This window comes from Serratia sp. NPDC078593 (genome assembly GCF_050268245.1).
Taxonomy (GTDB): domain Bacteria; phylum Pseudomonadota; class Gammaproteobacteria; order Enterobacterales; family Enterobacteriaceae; genus JBNNGK01.
This window is the reverse complement of the sequence record NZ_JBNNGK010000012.1, coordinates 101401-120739: the sequence shown is the minus strand read 5'-3', so window position 1 is coordinate 120739 and position 19339 is coordinate 101401. Positions and strand designations below refer to the sequence as shown.

The 19339-nt window shown below is 51.7% G+C and carries 21 protein-coding genes; 6 read left to right on the top strand and 15 right to left on the bottom strand.

Annotation, left to right across the window (positions count from 1 at the left end):
• Positions 1-49 precede the first annotated feature (49 nt).
• From ACQKDS_RS14505 to yceD, 13 genes are all read right to left on the bottom strand, one after another.
• Entirely contained in the window at positions 50-838 is a 789-nt protein-coding gene (locus ACQKDS_RS14505; protein WP_399672832.1) for a metal-dependent hydrolase, read from the bottom strand.
• A 14-nt stretch (positions 839-852) separates the two neighbouring features.
• Complete coding sequence (gene holB / locus ACQKDS_RS14500; RefSeq protein WP_399672830.1) at positions 853-1860, bottom strand: DNA polymerase III subunit delta'; 1008 nt, start codon at positions 1858-1860, stop codon at positions 853-855.
• Positions 1860-2498 (bottom strand): dTMP kinase, encoded by a 639-nt coding sequence (tmk, locus tag ACQKDS_RS14495; protein WP_399672828.1) that lies wholly within the window; start codon positions 2496-2498, stop codon positions 1860-1862. The genes holB and tmk overlap by 1 nt, the downstream gene beginning before the upstream one ends.
• A complete protein-coding gene (gene mltG / locus ACQKDS_RS14490) occupies positions 2488-3513 on the bottom strand; it encodes an endolytic transglycosylase MltG (RefSeq protein WP_399672826.1) in 1026 nt (341 codons plus the stop codon). The genes tmk and mltG overlap by 11 nt, the downstream gene beginning before the upstream one ends.
• A 13-nt stretch (positions 3514-3526) precedes the next feature.
• On the bottom strand, positions 3527-4324 hold the full coding sequence (gene pabC, locus ACQKDS_RS14485; RefSeq protein WP_399672824.1) for an aminodeoxychorismate lyase: 798 nt from the start codon (positions 4322-4324) through the stop codon (positions 3527-3529).
• 118 nt (positions 4325-4442) lie between these two features.
• On the bottom strand, positions 4443-5684 hold the full coding sequence (gene fabF / locus ACQKDS_RS14480; protein WP_399672822.1) for a beta-ketoacyl-ACP synthase II: 1242 nt from the start codon (positions 5682-5684) through the stop codon (positions 4443-4445).
• Positions 5685-5765: 81 nt separating this feature from the next.
• Positions 5766-6002: an acyl carrier protein gene (acpP, locus tag ACQKDS_RS14475; RefSeq protein WP_399672820.1), complete on the bottom strand. Its 237-nt coding sequence runs from the start codon at positions 6000-6002 to the stop codon at positions 5766-5768.
• A 154-nt stretch (positions 6003-6156) separates the two neighbouring features.
• Positions 6157-6891, bottom strand: a complete 735-nt coding sequence (gene fabG, locus ACQKDS_RS14470; protein WP_399672818.1) for a 3-oxoacyl-ACP reductase FabG — start codon at positions 6889-6891, stop codon at positions 6157-6159.
• 11 nt (positions 6892-6902) lie between these two features.
• Entirely contained in the window at positions 6903-7832 is a 930-nt protein-coding gene (gene fabD, locus ACQKDS_RS14465; RefSeq protein WP_399672816.1) for an ACP S-malonyltransferase, read from the bottom strand.
• A gap of 16 nt (positions 7833-7848) precedes the next feature.
• Positions 7849-8802 carry a beta-ketoacyl-ACP synthase III gene (locus ACQKDS_RS14460; protein WP_399672814.1) on the bottom strand — a complete coding sequence of 318 codons (954 nt, stop codon included), beginning with the start codon at positions 8800-8802 and terminating at the stop codon, positions 7849-7851.
• A gap of 6 nt (positions 8803-8808) precedes the next feature.
• Positions 8809-9843, bottom strand: a complete 1035-nt coding sequence (gene plsX / locus ACQKDS_RS14455) for a phosphate acyltransferase PlsX (RefSeq protein ID WP_399672812.1) — start codon at positions 9841-9843, stop codon at positions 8809-8811.
• An 11-nt stretch (positions 9844-9854) separates the two neighbouring features.
• Positions 9855-10022, bottom strand: coding sequence for a 50S ribosomal protein L32 (gene rpmF / locus ACQKDS_RS14450; RefSeq protein ID WP_004927778.1), 168 nt, complete (start codon positions 10020-10022; stop codon positions 9855-9857).
• Between the two features lie 12 nt (positions 10023-10034).
• Positions 10035-10559 (bottom strand): 23S rRNA accumulation protein YceD, encoded by a 525-nt coding sequence (yceD, locus tag ACQKDS_RS14445; RefSeq protein ID WP_399672810.1) that lies wholly within the window; start codon positions 10557-10559, stop codon positions 10035-10037.
• 142 nt (positions 10560-10701) lie between these two features.
• Between yceD and ACQKDS_RS14440 the strand changes: the two genes are divergently transcribed.
• Positions 10702-11283, top strand: coding sequence for a Maf family protein (locus ACQKDS_RS14440; protein ID WP_399672808.1), 582 nt, complete (start codon positions 10702-10704; stop codon positions 11281-11283).
• A 3-nt stretch (positions 11284-11286) separates the two neighbouring features.
• Here ACQKDS_RS14440 and rluC read toward each other — a convergent pair whose 3' ends face one another.
• Complete coding sequence (gene rluC, locus ACQKDS_RS14435; protein WP_399672806.1) at positions 11287-12246, bottom strand: 23S rRNA pseudouridine(955/2504/2580) synthase RluC; 960 nt, start codon at positions 12244-12246, stop codon at positions 11287-11289.
• Between the two features lie 675 nt (positions 12247-12921).
• Here rluC and rne point away from each other — a divergent pair.
• Positions 12922-16266, top strand: coding sequence for a ribonuclease E (rne, locus tag ACQKDS_RS14430; protein ID WP_399672804.1), 3345 nt, complete (start codon positions 12922-12924; stop codon positions 16264-16266).
• A 66-nt stretch (positions 16267-16332) separates the two neighbouring features.
• On the opposite strand, the gene ACQKDS_RS14425 is transcribed toward rne, so the two are convergent.
• On the bottom strand, positions 16333-16620 hold the full coding sequence (locus ACQKDS_RS14425) for a putative quinol monooxygenase (protein WP_399672802.1): 288 nt from the start codon (positions 16618-16620) through the stop codon (positions 16333-16335).
• A 352-nt stretch (positions 16621-16972) separates the two neighbouring features.
• Here ACQKDS_RS14425 and pyrC point away from each other — a divergent pair, with 352 nt between their 5' ends.
• The 4 genes from pyrC (at position 16973) to bssS (ending at position 19207) form a co-directional block, all read left to right on the top strand.
• A complete protein-coding gene (gene pyrC / locus ACQKDS_RS14420; protein ID WP_399672800.1) occupies positions 16973-18022 on the top strand; it encodes a dihydroorotase in 1050 nt (349 codons plus the stop codon).
• A 65-nt stretch (positions 18023-18087) separates the two neighbouring features.
• Positions 18088-18327 (top strand): DNA damage-inducible protein I, encoded by a 240-nt coding sequence (gene dinI / locus ACQKDS_RS14415; protein WP_399672798.1) that lies wholly within the window; start codon positions 18088-18090, stop codon positions 18325-18327.
• A gap of 126 nt (positions 18328-18453) precedes the next feature.
• Positions 18454-18732, top strand: a complete 279-nt coding sequence (locus ACQKDS_RS14410) for a hypothetical protein (protein ID WP_399672796.1) — start codon at positions 18454-18456, stop codon at positions 18730-18732.
• A 220-nt stretch (positions 18733-18952) separates the two neighbouring features.
• Positions 18953-19207 carry a biofilm formation regulator BssS gene (bssS, locus tag ACQKDS_RS14405; RefSeq protein ID WP_399672794.1) on the top strand — a complete coding sequence of 85 codons (255 nt, stop codon included), beginning with the start codon at positions 18953-18955 and terminating at the stop codon, positions 19205-19207.
• The last annotated feature ends 132 nt before the right edge of the window (positions 19208-19339 follow it).

Genomic DNA, 19339 nt, shown 5'->3' with positions numbered 1-19339 from the left:
TAATTACGAGCTTAAAAATAATCCCGCATTCAGTGACTGAATCCTAAGCCTAGGCTATGGATGGGAGTTCGATGTGAAATAAGCGTGAAAAGTTGTCGGTGGTCGCAATCGCGAGCTGTTCCAGGCTCACGCCTTTCAAAACAGCCACGTATTCAGCCACATCTCGCACATAGGCCGGCTGATTTTCCTTGCCACGATGCGGTACGGGTGCCAGGTAAGGCGAGTCAGTCTCAACCAGGATGCGATCTAACGGCACATAGCGGGCGACATCACGCAATTGCTCGGCATTACGGAAGGTAACAATACCGGAGAAGGAAATATAAAACCCCAAATCCAACAGCGCCGCCGCCGTAGCACGATCTTCAGTGAAGCAGTGCAACACGCCACCGCAGTCTTGCACATTCTCTTCACGTAGAATTTTCAGCGTGTCTTCACGTGCATCGCGCGTATGGACGATCACCGGTTTGTTGACATCACGACCAATACGAATATGTTCGCGGAAGGACTCCTGCTGCAACGCCCAATTATCTTTCTGATAAAAGTAATCTAGGCCAGTTTCCCCCAGGGCAACCACCTGCTCTGCGGCAGCCAATTGGCGCAATTCCGCATAGTCGTATCCGTCTTCCAAATTGAGTGGATGCACACCGCAGGAAAACGCTACATCAGTGCGTGAACCAATCAGTTCAGTCATTGCGCGGTAACCCGGCAAGGTGGTGGCGACCGCTAACACGTAACCCACGTCACGCGCTTTGGCTTTTGTCAATGCATCATCAACGTTTTGGTGCAGCGTTTGGTAATCCAAGCCGTCAAGATGGCAATGAGAATCGACTAACAACATAATATATAACTCTTTTACAACGAATGAGGTTGAGAATAGCCAACGGAGGCAAACATTTGCTCCCAGCTAAGTAACTGTTCAGTCAGCAGCAGTTCGCGATTCACGCCAACGACGCTGAGCAACTGATGGCGGCAATGTAACCATTGCTGCACAACATGTTGCAACGAACTGGCGCTCAAACGCGCCGCCAACTGTTGTACCAACGGTTGTTGATCTTGGTTGAGCACAAAATTCGCCGCCCCCTGCTGCCATTTCATCGCGTCAATCAATAACGCGCATAGCCAGCGCAGCCGTTCGGCAACGTCGTCATGGTTCAGTACCGGTAACAGTGCCAACATGTCGTGACTTTGTAACGCACGGCTCAACGTACTACACAGCGTGCTACGCTGTTGCCAGCGTTCCGGTTGCAGCATCTGTTCTGCCGCCACCGGCGCACCGTCATGCAGCCGCAATGCGGTCAAACGATCAATCGGATCGCCTGCCGCCTGACGGTTCAGCCATTGCAAACTCAGTTGTTCATCCGGGCTGGCGAGATGATAATAAAAGCAGCGGCTACGCAACGTCGCCAACAAGCGGGAGGGCTCACGGCACCCCAACAAAAAATAGGTATTCGCTGGCGGCTCTTCCAGCGTTTTTAACAACGCATTGGCTGCGGCTTCGGTTAACAACTCGGCCTGCGGCAGCCAAACCACTTTGGCGCCGCCCTGTTGTGCGTGAGCATAAAGTATTTCGATGAGTTGTCGAATCGGCTCGACGCCCAAACTGCTTTTGCCTTTTTCTGGCGCCAACACATGATAATCAGGATGATTGCCTGCCAACATCAGCCGACAACTGTGGCATTCACCGCAACTTTTTTCGCCATTTCGCCGCTGACAAATTAGCCATCGACCAATGCCATAGACTAATGCCTCGTCGCCGTTACCCACCGATGCATGCAACAGCAACGCGTGATGCCCCCGTTCGGAGGCATACTGTCCAATCAGTTGACGATAGGGTTTATTCAGCCACGGATACCAATTCATCAAACGCTACCCTGATTTTGCAGCCAATCTGTGACGCAACGGCGAATATCATCCGTCACCCGTTCCAGCGTTTGCGATGCATCAACGGTAACTATCGTATCGTCTGCCGCCGCAAGTTGCTGGTAACGCACCCGGGTACGCTCAAAAAATGGTAATGCCTCTTGTTCGATACGATCCAGCGCCCCCCGCGCCTGCGCACGCTGCAAGCCGATTAACGGCGGCAAATCGAGATAGACCGTGAGATCCGGGTGAAAATCCCCCAGTACGGTATCGCGCAGCGAGGCCATCAGTTGTTGATCTACGCCTCGGCCACCGCCCTGATAGGCTTGCGATGATAAATCATGACGATCGCCAACCACCCAAGCACCGCGCGCTAGTGCGGGTTTGATTACCGTTTCGACCAGTTGCACGCGCGCGGCATACAGCATCAACACTTCAGCTTTAATCGTCGGCAGTTCACCTTCATGCCCACGCTTGAACAGGTCACGCAGTTTTTCTGCCAACGGCGTACCTCCCGGCTCACGGGTGAAAACAATATCGTTGATACCGTGCTCACGTAAAACATTGACCACGGTATCGCGCGCAGTGGTCTTACCTGCACCTTCCAACCCTTCGATCACCACAAATTTACTTTTCATTCTTTTCCTTCAATACCTGGCGATAATGGCGTACCGCCTGATTATGGCTCGCCAGGTTGGTCGTAAAGGTGTGACCGCCTTTACCATCGGCAACAAAATACAGGTACGGTGTTTTCGCCGGATGAGCTGCGGCCTCTAGCGAAGCCTTGCCTGGCATAGCGATCGGTGTTGGTGGCAAGCCATTGATGACGTAGGTGTTATACGGCGTTGGTGTTTCGAGATCTTTGCGCGTGATAGTGCCCGTGTAGCGGTCACCCATACCGTAAATCACCGTGGGATCGGTTTGCAGACGCATGCCAATACGTAAACGATTGACAAATACAGAGGCCACTTTAGTGCGCTCTTCCGGCACTGCGGTTTCTTTTTCCACAATCGATGCCATTATCAGCAGCTGTTCCGGCGTTTTATAAGGCAACGTTGTATCACGTCCCTGCCAGGCATCTTGCAATACCTTCACCATACGCAAATGCGCACGTTTGAGCAGTGCAATATCACTCATGCCTGCGGTATAGGAATAAGTATCGGGATACAAACGCCCTTCAGGAGAGCGCCCTGCCGGTAGACCTAATGCCTCAGCAATCTCCGCTTCGCTTTTATCCGCCAGCGTGTGCTCCAGATAGTCAGATTGCTGCAAAACCAGCAGCCAGTCGCGCAGGCGTGAACCCTCAATAAAGCGGGCATTAAACTGCACCTCTTTACCACTAGCCAGTAGTTCGAGCATCTGACGCACCGTCATACCCGGTGTGAAGCGATAAGTGCCAGCCTTGAACGCGGCGAGTTTTGGCTCAAGCTTCAACAACCACGGCAACCATTTACCCGTTTGGATCAGTTTATCACGCACCAGTAAATCTTCGAGCGCCACGCGCCCCGTGCCTGCTGGCAATTTAAAGATTGCGTCCTGCTCAATCGCCAACGGCGTATCGCCGAAGCGTTCAACCTTCTGGTATCCCCAAAACAGCAGTGCCAAACCCAGAAGAACTATTATCGAAACAATCTTGAGCTTTTTTCTCTTCATCAATCAGCCATGGTTAACAGTGTGGGCACAAAAAATCGTAGAGCTGGCGCGAGTGGTAATGCCATGAGTGCGCAACGTTAACCGGCAGTAACGGCATCAACGCATTGCTGATCAGCACCTCATCGGCATTCGCCAGCGTTTCCAACGGTTCCGAGACAATATTCAACGAATATTCGCTGCCCATTAACCGCTCGATCACTCGCCGACGCATCAATCCAGCCACGCCCGCCTGGTTCAAATCCGGCGTGTAAACCGCTTTTCCTTTGCGCCAGAACAAATTAGCCGCACAGCATTCCACCAGCAACCCTGCGGTGTCAAGCACCAGCGCCTCGTCGGCCTCAGTCTGGTCAAGATGCGTGCGAATCAGTACCTGTTCCAAACGATTGAGGTGCTTCAGGCCAGCAAGTAACGGATTGCGTGCCAACGGCACCGGGCTCAACGTTAGACGAATGCCCCGTTCCCGCCAGGCCAAATAATGTTGCGGATAAGCACTACATGTGACAATGCGCGTCGGTTGGTGGCAACCTTGCGGGCTGTAACCACGCCCACCACGACCACGCGTTAATATCGCTTTGACCACGCCATGTGGTATAGATTCTGCCGCATGGCGCATTTCCTGCTCGAACGCTTGCCAATCGGTCGCGGGCAACATCAGGCGCAAAGCGGCCTGTTGCAACCGTTCAATATGCCACGGCAACAGATCGACTTTACCTTCAACGACCCGTGCAGTGGTGAAACAGCCATCACCAAACTGTAAGCCACGATCGTCAAGCTTTAGTGCATCACCCCGCTGTCCGTTTATCCAATGCATTATTGTTCCTCGCGCTCTCTCTGTATTGTACAGAATAACAGCACTGTCCTAATGACGTACAATCGACGAAAAAAAGCCCGGTCAAAAACCGGGCTTTTATCAGATTATCGGTGAAGCGTTACACTCGACGGAAGATCAGAGAGCCGTTGGTGCCACCAAAACCGAAGGAGTTACACAAGGTGTACTCCATGTCCTTGGTCTGGCGCGCCTCATGCGGCACGAAGTCCAGATCGCAACCGTCATCTGGGTTATCCAAATTAAGGGTTGGAGGAATCGACTGATCGCGCAGCGCCAACACGGTGAAGATAGACTCAATCGCACCCGCAGCACCTAATAGATGGCCGGTCATCGATTTGGTGGAACTGACCATCACACGCGTTGCATCAGCGCCAAATACCGACTTCACGGCTTGCGCTTCAGCTTTATCACCGGCAGGCGTTGAGGTACCGTGCGCATTGATATAACTGATTTGCGAGGTTGTTACACCCGCATCAGCCAAGGCATTTTCCATCGCCAACGCGGCACCCGCACCATTTTCTGGTGGCGAGGTCATATGGTAAGCATCGCTGCTCATACCAAAACCCACCACTTCTGCGTAGATTTTTGCACCGCGCTTTTTAGCATGTTCGTACTCTTCGAGCACCATCATACCGGCGCCGTCACCCAGTACGAAACCATCACGATCTTTATCCCACGGACGGCTCGCTGCCTGCGGGTTATCGTTGCGGGTAGACAGTGCGCGCGCGGCACCAAAACCACCGACGCCCAATGGCGTACTGGCCTTTTCCGCGCCACCGGCCAGCATAACGTCAGCATCATTGTAAGCAATAATGCGTGCTGCATGGCCGATGTTGTGTACACCTGAAGTACAGGCAGTGGCGATTGAGATACTTGGGCCACGCATGCCATACATGATAGTCAGATGTCCTGCAATCATGTTGACGATGGTCGAAGGTACGAAGAACGGGCTGATCTTGCGTGGGCCACCGTTAACCAGTGCGCCGTGGTTTTCTTCGATTAACCCCAAGCCACCGATGCCAGAACCAATGGCTGCGCCAATGCGGCCGGCATTGGCCTCAGTGATGTCCAGCCCGGCATCCTGCATGGCTTGAATGCCTGCGGCGATACCGTACTGAATAAAGAGATCCATCTTGCGCGCATCTTTGCGGGAGATGAATTCCTCAACGTTAAAATTCTTTACCAAGCCAGCAAAACGCGTTGCATAGGCAGTAGTATCGAAATGGTCGATCAGGCTGATGCCACTCTGACCGGCAAGAAGAGCGTTCCATGTGGACTCTACCGTATTGCCGACAGGAGACAACATGCCCAGTCCGGTCACAACTACTCGACGCTTAGACACGTTTGTCCTCCAAGGAGGGAAAATATGACACTAGGGATAGAAAAAACTTAGGCGGTCGAGTGACCGCCTAGATATGTTCGCTTACGCTTGGCTAGCGTTGATGAAATCAATAGCTGCCTGAACAGTAGTGATTTTCTCAGCTTCTTCGTCTGGAATTTCGGTGTCGAATTCTTCTTCCAGAGCCATTACCAGCTCAACGGTGTCAAGAGAATCGGCGCCCAGGTCTTCAACGAAAGAAGCGCTATTTACCACTTCGTCCTCTTTAACACCCAACTGCTCGATAATGATTTTCTTAACACGTTCTTCGATAGTGCTCATACTCTTAAATTTCCTATCAAAACTCGCTTTCGCGATGGTTTTCGTAGTGTATAAAATGTTGGAAAAGATGCAACTAAATCCCGGCTGGTCAAACCACGATTTTACGCTATTTTGCGGTTTTTACCCCAAATAACGCAAATAGTTTTCGCATTTTTTAAATCATGTACATGCCGCCATTGACATGCAACGTTTCACCGGTGATGTAGCCCGCCTCATCAGAGGCTAAAAAAGCAACTGCGCTGGCGATTTCTTTAGCATCACCCAACCGGTTGGCCGGAACCGATGCCAAAATGCCTGCGCGTTGATCTTCTGTCAACGCCCGTGTCATGTCCGTCTCAATAAAGCCAGGAGCCACGACGTTGACCGTAATGCCACGTGAAGCAACTTCACGTGCCAAAGACTTACTAAAGCCGATCAAACCTGCTTTAGCCGCCGCGTAATTCGCCTGCCCTGCATTTCCCATGGTGCCGACAACGGAACCAATGGTGATGATCCGGCCAAACCGCTTTTTCATCATAGCTCGCATTACCGCTTTTGACAGGCGGAATACGGAAGTCAGATTCGTATCCAGGATATCCTGCCACTCATCGTCTTTCATACGCATCAACAGGTTATCACGCGTAATGCCCGCATTATTCACTAAAATGTCGATTTCGCCAAATTCCGCACGAATCGATGCCAGCACGCTGTCGATAGATTGCGCATCAACAACGTTTAACATGAACCCTTTACCGTTTGTTCCCAGATAGTCACCGATCGCCGCCGCGCCGTTTTCACTGGTCGCGGTGCCAATTACTTTTGCGCCACGCGCAACAAACGATTCTGCAATAGCTCGGCCAATGCCCCGGCTTGCGCCGGTGACCAGAACAACTTTTCCTTCAAAGCTCATTGTTTTCCTCTTTATTGCTCAAGCGCGGCAGACAAACTGACCGTGTCATTAACCGCCGCCGCCGTCAGGGTATCAACAATACGTTTGGTCAGGCCGGTAAGCACTTTACCCGGGCCTATTTCCAGCAGCAAGCTAACATCCTGTGCCGCCATGAACTCTACGCTTTCAGTCCAACGCACAGGATTATATAACTGGCGTACCAGCGCACTGCGTATCGCTTCAGGATCGGTTTCCATACGTACATCAACATTGTTGACGACAGGAACCTGCGGCGCACTGAACGCCACCTCTTTCAAGGCTTCAGCCAGTTTGTCAGCTGCGGGTTTCATTAACGCACAATGCGAAGGCACGCTCACCGGCAACGGCAACGCGCGTTTAGCACCGGCCGCCTTACAAGCGACACCGGCACGTTCGACCGCCTCTTTGTCACCGGCAATAACCACCTGGCCTGGCGAGTTGAAGTTCACCGGTGAGACAACCTGCCCCTGAGCGGAAGCTTCACAGGCCTTAGCAATGGATTCATTGTCAAGACCAATAATCGCATACATTGCCCCAGTCCCTTCCGGCACGGCTTCCTGCATCAATTTGCCGCGCAACTCTACCAGACGGATCGCGGCCTGAAAATCCAGCACACCGGCGCAAACCAGCGCGGAATATTCGCCCAAACTATGGCCAGCCATCAGCGCTGGCACTTTACCGCCCTGTTGCTGCCAAACACGAAAGATAGCCACCGAAGCCGCCAACAAGGCTGGCTGCGTCTGCCAGGTTTTATTCAGCTCCTCAGCTGGCCCCTGTTGCACCAACTGCCACAGGTCGTAACCCAGAGTAGAAGAGGCCTCGTCGAACGTGTGTTTAACGATGGGGTTTTCAGCAGCTAACTCTGCCAGCATGCCAACGGTCTGTGACCCTTGCCCCGGAAAAACAAAAGCGAATTGCGTCATTTTTTCTTCCTGTTAATCAGAAACGAACCAGCGCCGAGCCCCAGGTAAAGCCGCCGCCAAATGCTTCAAGCAACACCAGTTGGCCACGTTGGATACGTCCATCGCGCACCGCCTCATCAAGCGCAGCAGGTACCGAGGCAGCCGAAGTGTTACCGTGACGATCGAGCGTCACCACCACTTTATCCATCCCCATACCCAGCTTTTTCGCCGTCGCGCTGATAATGCGCAAATTAGCTTGGTGTGGCACTAACCAATCCAGTTCGCTGCGATCCAGATTATTGGCTTGCAGCGTTTCATCAACGATATGCGCCAATTCCGTCACCGCAACTTTAAATACTTCGTTACCCGCCATCGTGACATAAGCGGGCTTGTCGTGATCTTGACGATCTTTGTAGGCCAGCGTCAGCAAATCACCGTAGTGCCCATTAGCATGCAGGTGGGTAGACAATATGCCTGGCTGCTCTGATGCCCCCAGCACAACCGCACCCGCACCATCGCCAAACAGAATAATAGTCCCGCGATCGTCAGGATCCAACGTACGCGATAACACATCGGCACCAATCACCAGCGCATGCTTCACTGCGCCATTTTTGATGTACTGATCGGCCACGCTCAGCGCATAAGTAAAACCGGCACAGGCCGCAGCCAAATCGAAGGCCGCACAGTCTTTAACGCCAAGCATTTGCTGAATTTGGCAAGCTGAACTTGGGAATGCATGGCTTGAGGTCGTGGTCGCAACAATAATAAGACCCAAATCGTCCTTCGCCACACCGGCCATTTCCAGAGCACGATTGGCTGCCTGGAAGCCCATGGTTGCTACGGTTTCGTCCACAGCAGCAATACGGCGTTCACGGATACCCGTTCGGGTGACGATCCACTCGTCAGAGGTATCCACCATTTTTTCTAAATCAGCATTGGTGCGCACTTGTACGGGTAAATAACTCCCCGTACCGAGAATCTTTGTATACATGTACGATCAGTCGCTCTTGGGTAATACAGCTTCAAGGCGCGCAGCAATCCTGTCGGGGACTTGCCGCTGCACCGCCTGCACAGCCTGTTCGATGGCCACCGCAAACGCCCGTTGGTTCGCAGCGCCGTGGCTCTTGATTACGGTGCCCCGCAATCCTAACAGACATGCGCCATTATACTGGTCGGGGTTCAAGTGACCGAAACGTTTAGCCACCCTTTTTTGTAGCCAATAACCTAACAATTTTAACCACCACGCCTGTTTGCTGCCGTCGTTCGACGATTTCAGCAAAGATAAGAACATCCTTATCACGCCTTCCATGGTTTTCAATGTCACGTTGCCAACAAAGCCGTCGCAGACCATAACATCGGTTTTACCGCTAAGCAGATCGTTTCCTTCCAGATAACCAATATAGTTGATTGTCGGTGTTGTTCTTAATACGGCGGCCGCTGTGCGAATATTGTCTAAACCTTTGGTTTCTTCTTCGCCAATATTGAGCAGTGCCACACGCGGCTGCGCGATGCCAACCACCTCTTCCGCCATCACTGCCCCCATCACGGCAAACTGCACCAGCATCGTGCTGTCACATTCAACGTTAGCGCCCAAATCCAACACCACGGTTTTACTCCGCTGTTGGTTGGGGATCACCGTCATCAATGCCGGGCGTTCAATACCCGCCAGCGGTTTAATCAGCATCTTGGCCAACCCCATCAGTGCACCGGTATTCCCTGCACTGACGCATGCCTGCGCGTCACCATTTTTAATCAGTTCCAACGCGATACGCATGGAACTACCGCGACTAGCGCGTATCGCTTGTGAAGGCTTGGCGTCGCCAGCAATCACAGATTCAGCAGGCACGACTTGCACACGTTCCAAAAGAGTTGGATCGGCTTTAGCAAGCAGAGGAGAGATAGCGTCGGGGTCGCCGACCAGCAGGAGATGAAGCTGTAAATTAGAGGCCAGTGCCTGCAATGAAGCAGGCACTGTGACGCAGGGACCGAAGTCCCCGCCCATTGCATCTAACGCTAGGGTTAGACGAGTCAAGATATCGCTACTTAGCCGATAACCTTGCGACCGCGGTAGAAACCGTCGGCAGTGATGTGGTGACGACGGTGAGTTTCACCGGATACTTTATCTACAGACAAAGTAGTCGTGGTCAGCGCATCGTGTGAACGACGCATGCCACGTTTGGAACGGGTTGGTTTATTCTGTTGTACGGCCATGGACCTTACTCCTCAATTACTTTTCTTTAAACTGGCTAATACGGCAAACGGATTCGGTTTCTCCGCCTCTGCAGGCAGTTTGCCAAATACCATGTCCGCTTCGGACACTTCACAGTGTTCAGATTCATGTACCGGAACGACTGGCAGTGAAAGAATAATTTCATCTTCAATCATTGCCAACAGATCGACTTCGCCAAACTCGTCAACTTCGATCGGTTCGTACGCTTCCGGTAATGCCTCAGCCTGCTCATCATTGACGACCGGGCTAAAACAATATGTTGTGTGAACATGATGTGGGAACGGGATACCACAGCGTTGGCATGTCAGCGTTACCGCGACATCCGCTTGCCCTGAAATCACCGCCAGGCGTTGGTTATCAATATCAAACGATAACGAAACCTGAACATCACTGTCCACACTGGCCACGGATTCGGCAACACGTGTAACCTGCTCAGGCGCATAGACACCAACATAGTCCAAGCGTTTCTGAGCGGTACGTACCGCATCAATGGTCAAGGGTAATTTTACCTTTTGCATAGGGCGCGCATATTAACTTTGTAACGACGTAGAGTCAAAGAAAAAGGCCGTAAAACGGCACCTTTCACCAATATTCGCTTCCACAGCGGCCGACAGTTTAAAATGCTGTCACTCATAACGCTACGGTTTACGAAAAAATATTATGCAGAGATTATTGTTAGCCTCAACATCCCCCTACCGCAAACTTCTGCTGGATAAGCTGAACCTGTCATTTATGACGGCCGCACCGCAGGTGGATGAAACACCATGGCCCGGTGAGTGCGCCGAAGCATTAGTGCTACGGTTGGCGGCGGCCAAGGCGCAAACGCTCGCGCTCGACTATCCTGACCATCTAATAATCGGTTCCGATCAGGTGTGCGTACTGAACGGTGAAATTACCGGCAAGCCGCACTCGGTGGAAAACGCCTGTGCTCAATTACGCAAGGCCAGCGGTCAATGCGTGACGTTTTATACCGGTCTGGCGCTGTATAATAGCCATAACCAGCACCTACAGACGTTATGTGAGCCGTTCCATGTGCATTTCCGTACGCTCAGCGATCAAGAGATCGCCACCTATGTACAACTCGAACAGCCGCTTAACTGTGCCGGTAGTTTTAAAAGTGAAGGATTGGGGATTGCGCTATTTGAAAAACTGGAAGGCCGCGATCCGAACGCATTGATTGGACTGCCACTGATCGCGCTACTCGATATGTTACGGGCCGAAGGACTCAACCCGTTGGGATGATACTTACTTTTGTGTCTGTTTACGCAACACCTGCAAGCAATGGCGCAGTTCGGCATCCATCGGTGCTTCAATGCGCAGTGTTTCGCCTGTGCCTGGGTGTTCAAACCGTAGCGCAGCCGCATGTAGGAACAATCGCTTCAACCCCGTTCCCGCCAATTGGCGATCGAATTCACGATCGCCATAGCGGTCATCAAACGCAATCGGATGCCCGGCATGCAACGTATGCACACGAATCTGGTGAGTACGACCCGTGATCGGGCTGGCCTTCACCAACGTGGCATGCTCGAAACGTTCTTCAACTTTAAAGCGGGTTTCAGACGGTTTACCTTCACTGCTCACCCGCACAATGCGTTCGCCACTTTGCAAAATGTTTTTCAGCAGCGGTGCCTGTACTGCTTTGCAATGCGATTGCCACTGCCCACGCACCAGCGCCAGATAATCCTTTTGCATGCCTTTTAAACGCAACTGCTCATGCAACGAACGCAATGCCGAGCGTTTCTTGGCGACCAGCAACACACCAGAGGTATCACGGTCTAAACGGTGTACCAGCTCAAGAAAACGCGCCTCTGGACGCAGGGCGCGTAACCCTTCAATCACGCCAAAACTCAAACCACTACCGCCGTGCACCGCCGTACCAGACGGTTTATTGAGCAATAGCACATGATCATCTTCATACAAAATACAGTTCGCCAACGCGGCAACTTTATCCAGTTTTGCCGAAACCGGCGCCTCTTCACGCTCTGCTACCCGTACCGGAGGGATGCGCACCACATCACCCGCGGCCAGCTTATATTCTGCTTTGATGCGCCCTTTATTAACTCGCACCTCACCTTTGCGCACGATGCGGTAAATCATGCTTTTCGGCACGCCTTTAAGGCGCGCAAGAAGAAAATTGTCGATCCGCTGACCCGCTTCGTCGTCAGAAATCGTGATTAGTTGTACTGCAGGATTGTTCGTTTTCATGGTGCAGAATTCTAAATACAGTGCGTAAATAGCGCCACCTCTTTTTATGTGCTTAACTGTCTCTCTGACGAGGGAACTCACCGCAGCGAACAATAAGGCAGCAAGCCGGTTTGATCGTTTGCGATTTCTTCCGCAGTTAAGGAAAAGTCACCTTGCTATAACGGCATCAGCAGTGGAATAATGAGTTCGCTTTCCGCGTTGATTCCCGCTAAAGCTGGGTTAATGCGGAATTATAAAGTTTGTCTGGTTACACAAAAACGCAGCAATGGCGTAAGACGTAATGTGAAATCAAACAATTAGCGGGCTGCGGGTTGCAGCTTGGCCGGTAAATGGAATCAGATCTGTCGACGTAAATCAGATGCTATTCCCCTAGTAAAAGTGCTGTTTTTCACAAAGAAATACAGGCTTACCGAGATAATGCGCCCCTATGCAGGCGACAACCGTGAGGTTGACGACTTTGCGAGAAGACACGGGGTTATCGGTTTTAACCCGGTCATGCGGTTATACCCTAAATAGTTCAGGTTGCATCAAGGCGGCAACTACGCACATCCCAAAAAACATAGCTCACTATGTAGCTGGGATGAGAGAGGAACGCCAACGCAGAGGCAGCCTGGGATATGGCGGATATTGTGCCCGTAGCTCTGTCGATAATGTAAAAATAATGAGTAAGTTAAGATGAAAAGAATGTTGATTAACGCGATTCAGCAGGAAGAGTTGCGTGTTGCCCTTGTAGATGGACAGCGGCTGTATGATTTGGATATCGAAAGTCCAGGTCATGAGCAGAAAAAAGCGAATATTTACAAAGGTAAAATCACCCGCATTGAACCCAGTCTCGAAGCCGCGTTTGTGGATTACGGCGCAGAACGACATGGTTTCCTCCCTCTAAAAGAAATCGCCCGCGAATATTTCCCTAGCAATTATTCTTCTCATGGTCGCCCAAACATCAAAGATGTGCTGCGCGAAGGCCAAGAAGTGATCGTCCAGGTTGATAAAGAAGAGCGTGGCAATAAAGGCGCAGCATTAACCACCTTTATTAGTTTGGCTGGCAGTTACTTGGTGTTGATGCCGAACAACCCGCGCGCGGGTGGCATTTCACGCCGCATCGAAGGTGATGACCGCACCGAGTTGAAAGAAGCCTTATCCTCCCTGCAACTGCCTGATGGTATGGGTCTGATTGTTCGCACCGCCGGCGTCGGTAAATCTGCCGAAGCGCTGCAATGGGATCTATCGTTCCGCCTTAAGCACTGGGACGCTATCAAGAAAGCCGCTGAAGGCCGTGCTGCGCCGTTCCTGATCCATCAGGAAAGTAACGTTATCGTGCGTGCATTCCGCGACTACCTGCGCCCGGATATTGGCGAGATCTTGATCGACAACCCCAAAATTCTCGACCTTGCGAAAGAGCATATTGCCGCGCTGGGCCGCCCTGATTTCAGCAGCAAAATTAAATTGTACAGTGGTGAGATTCCGCTGTTCAGTCATTATCAAATCGAATCGCAAATTGAATCGGCTTTCCAACGTGAAGTGCGCCTCCCTTCCGGCGGTTCAATCGTTATCGACACCACTGAAGCATTGACCGCTATCGATATCAACTCCGCGCGAGCTACCCGTGGTGGCGATATCGAAGAAACGGCGTTTAATACCAACCTAGAAGCAGCTGACGAAATCGCCCGCCAACTGCGCTTACGTGACCTCGGTGGCCTGATCGTCATCGACTTTATTGATATGACCCCGGTACGCCACCAGCGTGAAGTCGAAAATCGTCTGCGCGATGCCGTCCGTCAAGACCGTGCCCGCATTCAAATTGGCCGCATCTCACGTTTTGGCTTGCTCGAAATGTCGCGTCAACGTCTGAGCCCGTCATTAGGCGAGTCCAGCCATCACGTTTGCCCACGCTGTAACGGCACTGGGACCGTTCGTGACAATGAATCCTTGGCGTTGTCCATCTTGCGCCTGATCGAAGAAGAAGCGCTCAAGGAAAACACCAAAGAAGTTCATGCTATCGTGCCCGTTCAGGTGGCCTCTTACCTGCTGAACGAAAAGCGTGAATCCGTTAGCGCCATTGAAAAACGCCAAGGTGGCGTGAAAGCCATTATCGTGCCAAACGATCAAATGCAAACGCCGCATTACTCGGTGCTACGCGTACGTAAAGGCGAAGAAACCCCTACCCTGAGCTATCTGTTGCCGAAACTGCATGAAGAAGAAATGGCGCAACCATTGGATGAAGCGCCGATGGAGCGCAAGCGTCCAGAGCAACCTGCGCTTTCCGCCTTCTCTATGGCCGCAGATACGCCGCCGCCAGCCAATGAAACTGCCGCTGTGGCTAAATCGGCTTCCACACCCGCAGCCAAACCAACAACCGCGGCGAAACCAGGCCTGCTGGGTCGTTTACTCACCGGTTTGAAAGCGCTGTTTGCCAGTGAAGAACAGCCGACAGCGGAAGAAAAAACGGCTGAAACACCGAAAACCGAAAACAGCGATAAGCGACATCAGGATCGCCGTGGACAACGCCGTCAAGGTGCCGGTCGCAAAGAACGAGGCGAACGGGGTGAACGTGGTGAGCGCCCAGAACGCAGAGAACGCGGTGAAGGACGCGATAATCGTGAGGGGCGTGAAACGCGCGAATCTCGTGATGAGCAGCGCCGTAATCGTCGCAATGCGACACAGAATGCGCCGGTAACCGGTGAGGCACAGTCTGAGGAAGCTGCTAAAGCACAACGTGAAGAGCAACAACAACGTCGTGAACAGCGTGCAGAGCGCCAACGTCGTCGCCAAGAAGAGAAACGCCAAGCCCAGCGCGAAGTTAAAGCACTGGAAAGTGTTGAGGCTCCAGTAGAAGCGGCAGCGCCGGAAGAAGATGGCGATCGCCATCAACAACCGACCCAGCGCCGTCAACGTCGCCAACTGACACAACGTGTACGCGTGCTGTCTGCTGACGAGGAGCTGCAAAGCGCAGCCGCAGAGTTGTTGGCACCTAAAACGCCAGCGGTGAAAGCGGAAGAGGTGAAACCCGTGAAACCGACGGATGACAGCACCAAGCAGCCACAGGAAACGGTTGCTGCGGTTTCTGAAGATGAAACACCAAGCGAAGCCCGTAACGGTGAGAATGGTATGCCGCGTCGCTCGCGTCGTTCGCCGCGCCATCTGCGTGTCAGTGGCCAGCGTCGCCGCCGCTATCGTGACGAGCGTTACCCAACGCAGTCACCGACTCCGTTAGCTGGCGCGTTTGCCTCACCAGAAATGGCATCAGGCAAAGTTTGGGTAAGTTACCCCGTTGCTCAATCCGTGCAACCGGTTGAAGAGGCTGCGGTCGCTGTCAAAGCATCAGAAATCGCCGCGGAAAACGGGATGACCAAGGAGAACGTATCCTCCGTCCAGGTTAACGAGCCGGTACAGGTTTCAGCGAGCGAAGAAACGCCAACGCCAGCAACCCAACCAAGCGCTAAACAAGAAACGGTCCAAGCCGAACCTGTTGCCGTTGAGCCGGTGATCAACACCCCACCGGCAGAGGAGATTGCGCATACCGCAGAGACAACGGCTAGCGAGCCTGATGTGGTTAATGTTAAGGCTAAGGTTGAGGAAACCGCAGCGAACGCATCAGTTCCGGTTATTGAGTCGGAGAAACCTCAGCCAGCTCAAGTTATTGAAGCTGATGCTGAGCAGCCTTCCCATGCAGAGACGCCGATGCCGGTCACTGATGTTCCTGCTATGCCGGTTAAACTTCCTGTCGTGGAAGATACGGTTACTGCGCAGTCAGAGACGAACGTATCGGAAGTGGTAAGCAAACAACCTGCTTCCCCTGCTGAAGCGGAGCAGGTACAAGGGGCAACACTGTATAAGCGTATGGCTACAGCGCCGATGACTAAAGCCCCAGCGCCGGCTTATCAGCCTGAAGAAGCACCGCAGCACAGTGAGTGGCAACGCCCGTCCTTTAATTTCGAAGGGAAAGGGACTGCTGGCGCGCATGCGGCCGCTAACACGGCTACGGCACCGGCAACTAAGCCGCAACCTATTAACGACTAAGTTAATCAACGCGTTAAAAACCCGCCACTTGGCGGGTTTTTTATTTCCTCAAAGCTTATCGTCGTCTTAAGCAATTTTCTTCAAACGCTTAATATCCAGTACGCTGAGTTTGCCGTCTATCTGACTAACAAAGTATTTGAAGTGTTCCGTTTCGTTATGCTGATCCAATGCTTCGACGCTGGCCCAACGTTCAAAGAATACAAAAGTATCCGGTGTATCCCATTCCCGATGCAGATCGTACTGCAAGTTGCCTTGTTCCTGACGGCTGGCATCGATGATTTGGTGCACCGCATCATTTACTTCATCAATAAATTCCGCCTTGGCCTGCAGTGTCGCGATCACTCGAACTTCCATCTCATTCTCCCATTTGCACACAAAAACTCGCTCCCCCAGCCGAATAGCAAACTGAGGGCCGGTTCAAACACGGTTACTATACCGAAAATGATTGGCGTTGTATCAAGACAGCGTGCGAGTGAACTCGATGCGATGACCGCGGTCATTGATGCGAATGAATGAGTGCCCCCGCAACAAAAGCAACGTCAAGTTTCGAGGTGTATAGACTTCTGTTAGCCCATTGTTTTCAATTTATGATTAACAAACAGATGCATCGCAATGGTTTTCCGCTTATTCTTACACCCCGGCGTGAATAACAACCTTATTATTCGCTTTTACTCAGACGTATCTCTAACCGCCGGAGCTTTGCAACATGACCGCACAACCTCAAGCCTTGAAAATTCGCCGCCCTGACGACTGGCACATCCATCTGCGTGACGATGACATGCTGAAAACGGTTCTGCCCTATACCAGCCAGGTATTTGGCCGGGCGATTGTGATGCCGAATCTGGCGCCCCCCATTACCACCATTGCCGCGGCACAACACTATCGCGATCGTATCTTGCAAGCAGTGCCTCAGGGCCATCAGTTTACTCCCTTGATGACCTGCTACCTGACCAATTCTTTAGACGCATCCGTATTGGTTGACGGCTTTAATCAAGGCGTGTTCACCGCCGCTAAGCTCTACCCCGCCAATGCCACCACTAATTCCAACCATGGTGTCAGCGATGTAAAAGGGATTTATCCGCTCTTTGAGAAAATGCAGAAAATCGGTATGCCGCTGCTGATTCATGGCGAAGTCACCGATACCAGTGTCGATATTTTTGACCGAGAAGCGCGTTTCATTGAGCAGGTCATGGAGCCTATTCGTCACCATTTCCCAGAGTTAAAAATAGTGTTTGAGCATATCACCACTAAAGAGGCGGCTCAGTATGTGCAAGCAGGCAATCGTTTTCTTGGCGCCACAATCACCCCACAACACTTGATGTTTAACCGTAATCATATGTTGGTTGGCGGTATTCGCCCTCACCTGTTCTGTCTGCCAATCCTCAAGCGCAATATTCACCAAGAAGCTCTGCGTAAGGCTGTGTCGAGCGGTTGCGATCGTTTCTTCCTAGGTACAGATTCTGCGCCACACGCGAAACACCGTAAAGAATCCAGCTGCGGTTGTGCCGGTGTATTCAACGCACCTAGCGCCATACCGGCTTACGCGACGGTATTTGAACAACTTGGCGCGCTAGAGCATTTGGAGGCATTTTGCTCACTCAATGGCCCTCAGTTCTACGGCCTGCCAGTGAACGAAGGCTACATCGAACTGCAACGCGTACCAACCAAACAACCCGAAGAGATTGCTCTCGGCCAAGAAAGTATCGTGCCTTTCCTTGCCGGTGAAACTGTCGACTGGTCAGTGACATCTTGCTGATGTTTTGCTTGCTCTCAGATCTTATTGACTGTATAAATAACCAGTAAATAACTTCGGGGGCAATAATGCGTGTTGAAGTCACTCTAGATAAAACCAGGCCACTGCCGTCAGGTGCCATCGAGGCGCTGACCAGCGAGTTCAGCAAGCGGGTAAACCGCAAGTTCCCAGACGCGGTGGTTCAGGTCAGATATACCGGTTCCAACGGGCTTTCAGTGCTTGGGGGGCTCAAGACGGATAAAGATCTGATCGCGGAAATTCTCCAGGAAACCTGGGAAAGTGCTGACGATTGGTTCACAGCAGAATAATACTGCAAAGCAGTTTTGCCGGGGGTCGCTCTCCGGCTTTTTTATCTTTGTACTGCGCAATAACGGCTGGATTAAACCCAATATTTAGTCTGTAATAATGGCGATATTTTATCAGAGGATGGTTATATGGCTCCGGACAAAGTAAAACCAGAAGAAGCGATGACTTTTGGCGAATTGCTGGCGTTGATTGCCGATCAAAAACGGCGCTTAGGCGTGCTTGAAGTCGCGTTTTCATATTTGGCATTTGGCTTGGATGCCAAAGCAAATCAGTTATTGATCCACAGTTTAAAACTGGAATCGCAAAATCAAAATCGTGATGCAGAAACTCAACAGCACTTTGCCCATTTGGCTAACGAATTAGAAAAACGCATCCAACCGCCTTCAACTGAACTCTCGGCAGAGTAACCTCTCGCCTGTTCCGCCTTTCGGTTCAGGCAAATAAACGCCTCCCCCGCATCTTAAATTTGTGGCCTATCTGCACTAGCGAAATTTATTTTGCAAAATAACGCAGGAAAAGCCACATCCTATCTACGTGATGCGTATACTGTAATTGCTCCTCATGAAGATGAGCCGCATCGATCCTCGTTAGTCACTCATGCTAGTTACTACTCAATAAGGGGTCTTTATGGACAGAAATGATGAAGTAATTCAGACACACCCGCTTGTTGGATGGGATATCAGTACTGTCGACGTCTATGACGCCATGATGATACGCCTTCATTACCTGTCGTCACGAGACCAAACGCCTGAAGAAGCACAAGTAGACAGAACGCTTTGGTTAACTACGGACGTTGCCCGTCAACTCATTAACATTTTAGAAGCGGGCATAGCCAAGATTGAATCGACTGATTACCAGGAACTTGATCGTAAGAAACATTAAACGACTCATCAACGACCATGAAGCGCCGGCAATTATTCCCGGCGCTTTTTCTTTGGCTGATAGCGCAACAACGGATGCATTGAGGCAGCCAACTGCTTATTATGGCACCCTAAGTCATACGCAATAACGAGG

Excerpts from the sequence above, each read along its gene's own strand:
- pabC (WP_399672824.1), bottom strand. The coding sequence starts at position 4,324 with ATGCATTGGATAAACGGACAGCGGGGTGATGCACTAAAGCTTGACGAT.
- rluC (WP_399672806.1), bottom strand. The coding sequence starts at position 12,246 with ATGAAAACGAACAATCCTGCAGTACAACTAATCACGATTTCTGACGAC.
- tmk (WP_399672828.1), bottom strand. The coding sequence starts at position 2,498 with ATGAAAAGTAAATTTGTGGTGATCGAAGGGTTGGAAGGTGCAGGTAAG.
- dinI (WP_399672798.1), top strand. The coding sequence starts at position 18,088 with ATGCGTGTTGAAGTCACTCTAGATAAAACCAGGCCACTGCCGTCAGGT.
- ACQKDS_RS14460 (WP_399672814.1), bottom strand. The coding sequence starts at position 8,802 with ATGTATACAAAGATTCTCGGTACGGGGAGTTATTTACCCGTACAAGTG.
- yceD (WP_399672810.1), bottom strand. The coding sequence starts at position 10,559 with ATGCAAAAGGTAAAATTACCCTTGACCATTGATGCGGTACGTACCGCT.
- rpmF (WP_004927778.1), bottom strand. The coding sequence starts at position 10,022 with ATGGCCGTACAACAGAATAAACCAACCCGTTCCAAACGTGGCATGCGT.
- ACQKDS_RS14440 (WP_399672808.1), top strand. The coding sequence starts at position 10,702 with ATGCAGAGATTATTGTTAGCCTCAACATCCCCCTACCGCAAACTTCTG.
- mltG (WP_399672826.1), bottom strand. The coding sequence starts at position 3,513 with ATGAAGAGAAAAAAGCTCAAGATTGTTTCGATAATAGTTCTTCTGGGT.
- pyrC (WP_399672800.1), top strand. The coding sequence starts at position 16,973 with ATGACCGCACAACCTCAAGCCTTGAAAATTCGCCGCCCTGACGACTGG.
- holB (WP_399672830.1), bottom strand. The coding sequence starts at position 1,860 with ATGAATTGGTATCCGTGGCTGAATAAACCCTATCGTCAACTGATTGGA.
- rne (WP_399672804.1), top strand. The coding sequence starts at position 12,922 with ATGAAAAGAATGTTGATTAACGCGATTCAGCAGGAAGAGTTGCGTGTT.
- acpP (WP_399672820.1), bottom strand. The coding sequence starts at position 6,002 with ATGAGCACTATCGAAGAACGTGTTAAGAAAATCATTATCGAGCAGTTG.
- ACQKDS_RS14410 (WP_399672796.1), top strand. The coding sequence starts at position 18,454 with ATGGCTCCGGACAAAGTAAAACCAGAAGAAGCGATGACTTTTGGCGAA.
- fabD (WP_399672816.1), bottom strand. The coding sequence starts at position 7,832 with ATGACGCAATTCGCTTTTGTTTTTCCGGGGCAAGGGTCACAGACCGTT.
- ACQKDS_RS14425 (WP_399672802.1), bottom strand. The coding sequence starts at position 16,620 with ATGGAAGTTCGAGTGATCGCGACACTGCAGGCCAAGGCGGAATTTATT.
- fabG (WP_399672818.1), bottom strand. The coding sequence starts at position 6,891 with ATGAGCTTTGAAGGAAAAGTTGTTCTGGTCACCGGCGCAAGCCGGGGC.
- bssS (WP_399672794.1), top strand. The coding sequence starts at position 18,953 with ATGGACAGAAATGATGAAGTAATTCAGACACACCCGCTTGTTGGATGG.
- ACQKDS_RS14505 (WP_399672832.1), bottom strand. The coding sequence starts at position 838 with ATGTTGTTAGTCGATTCTCATTGCCATCTTGACGGCTTGGATTACCAA.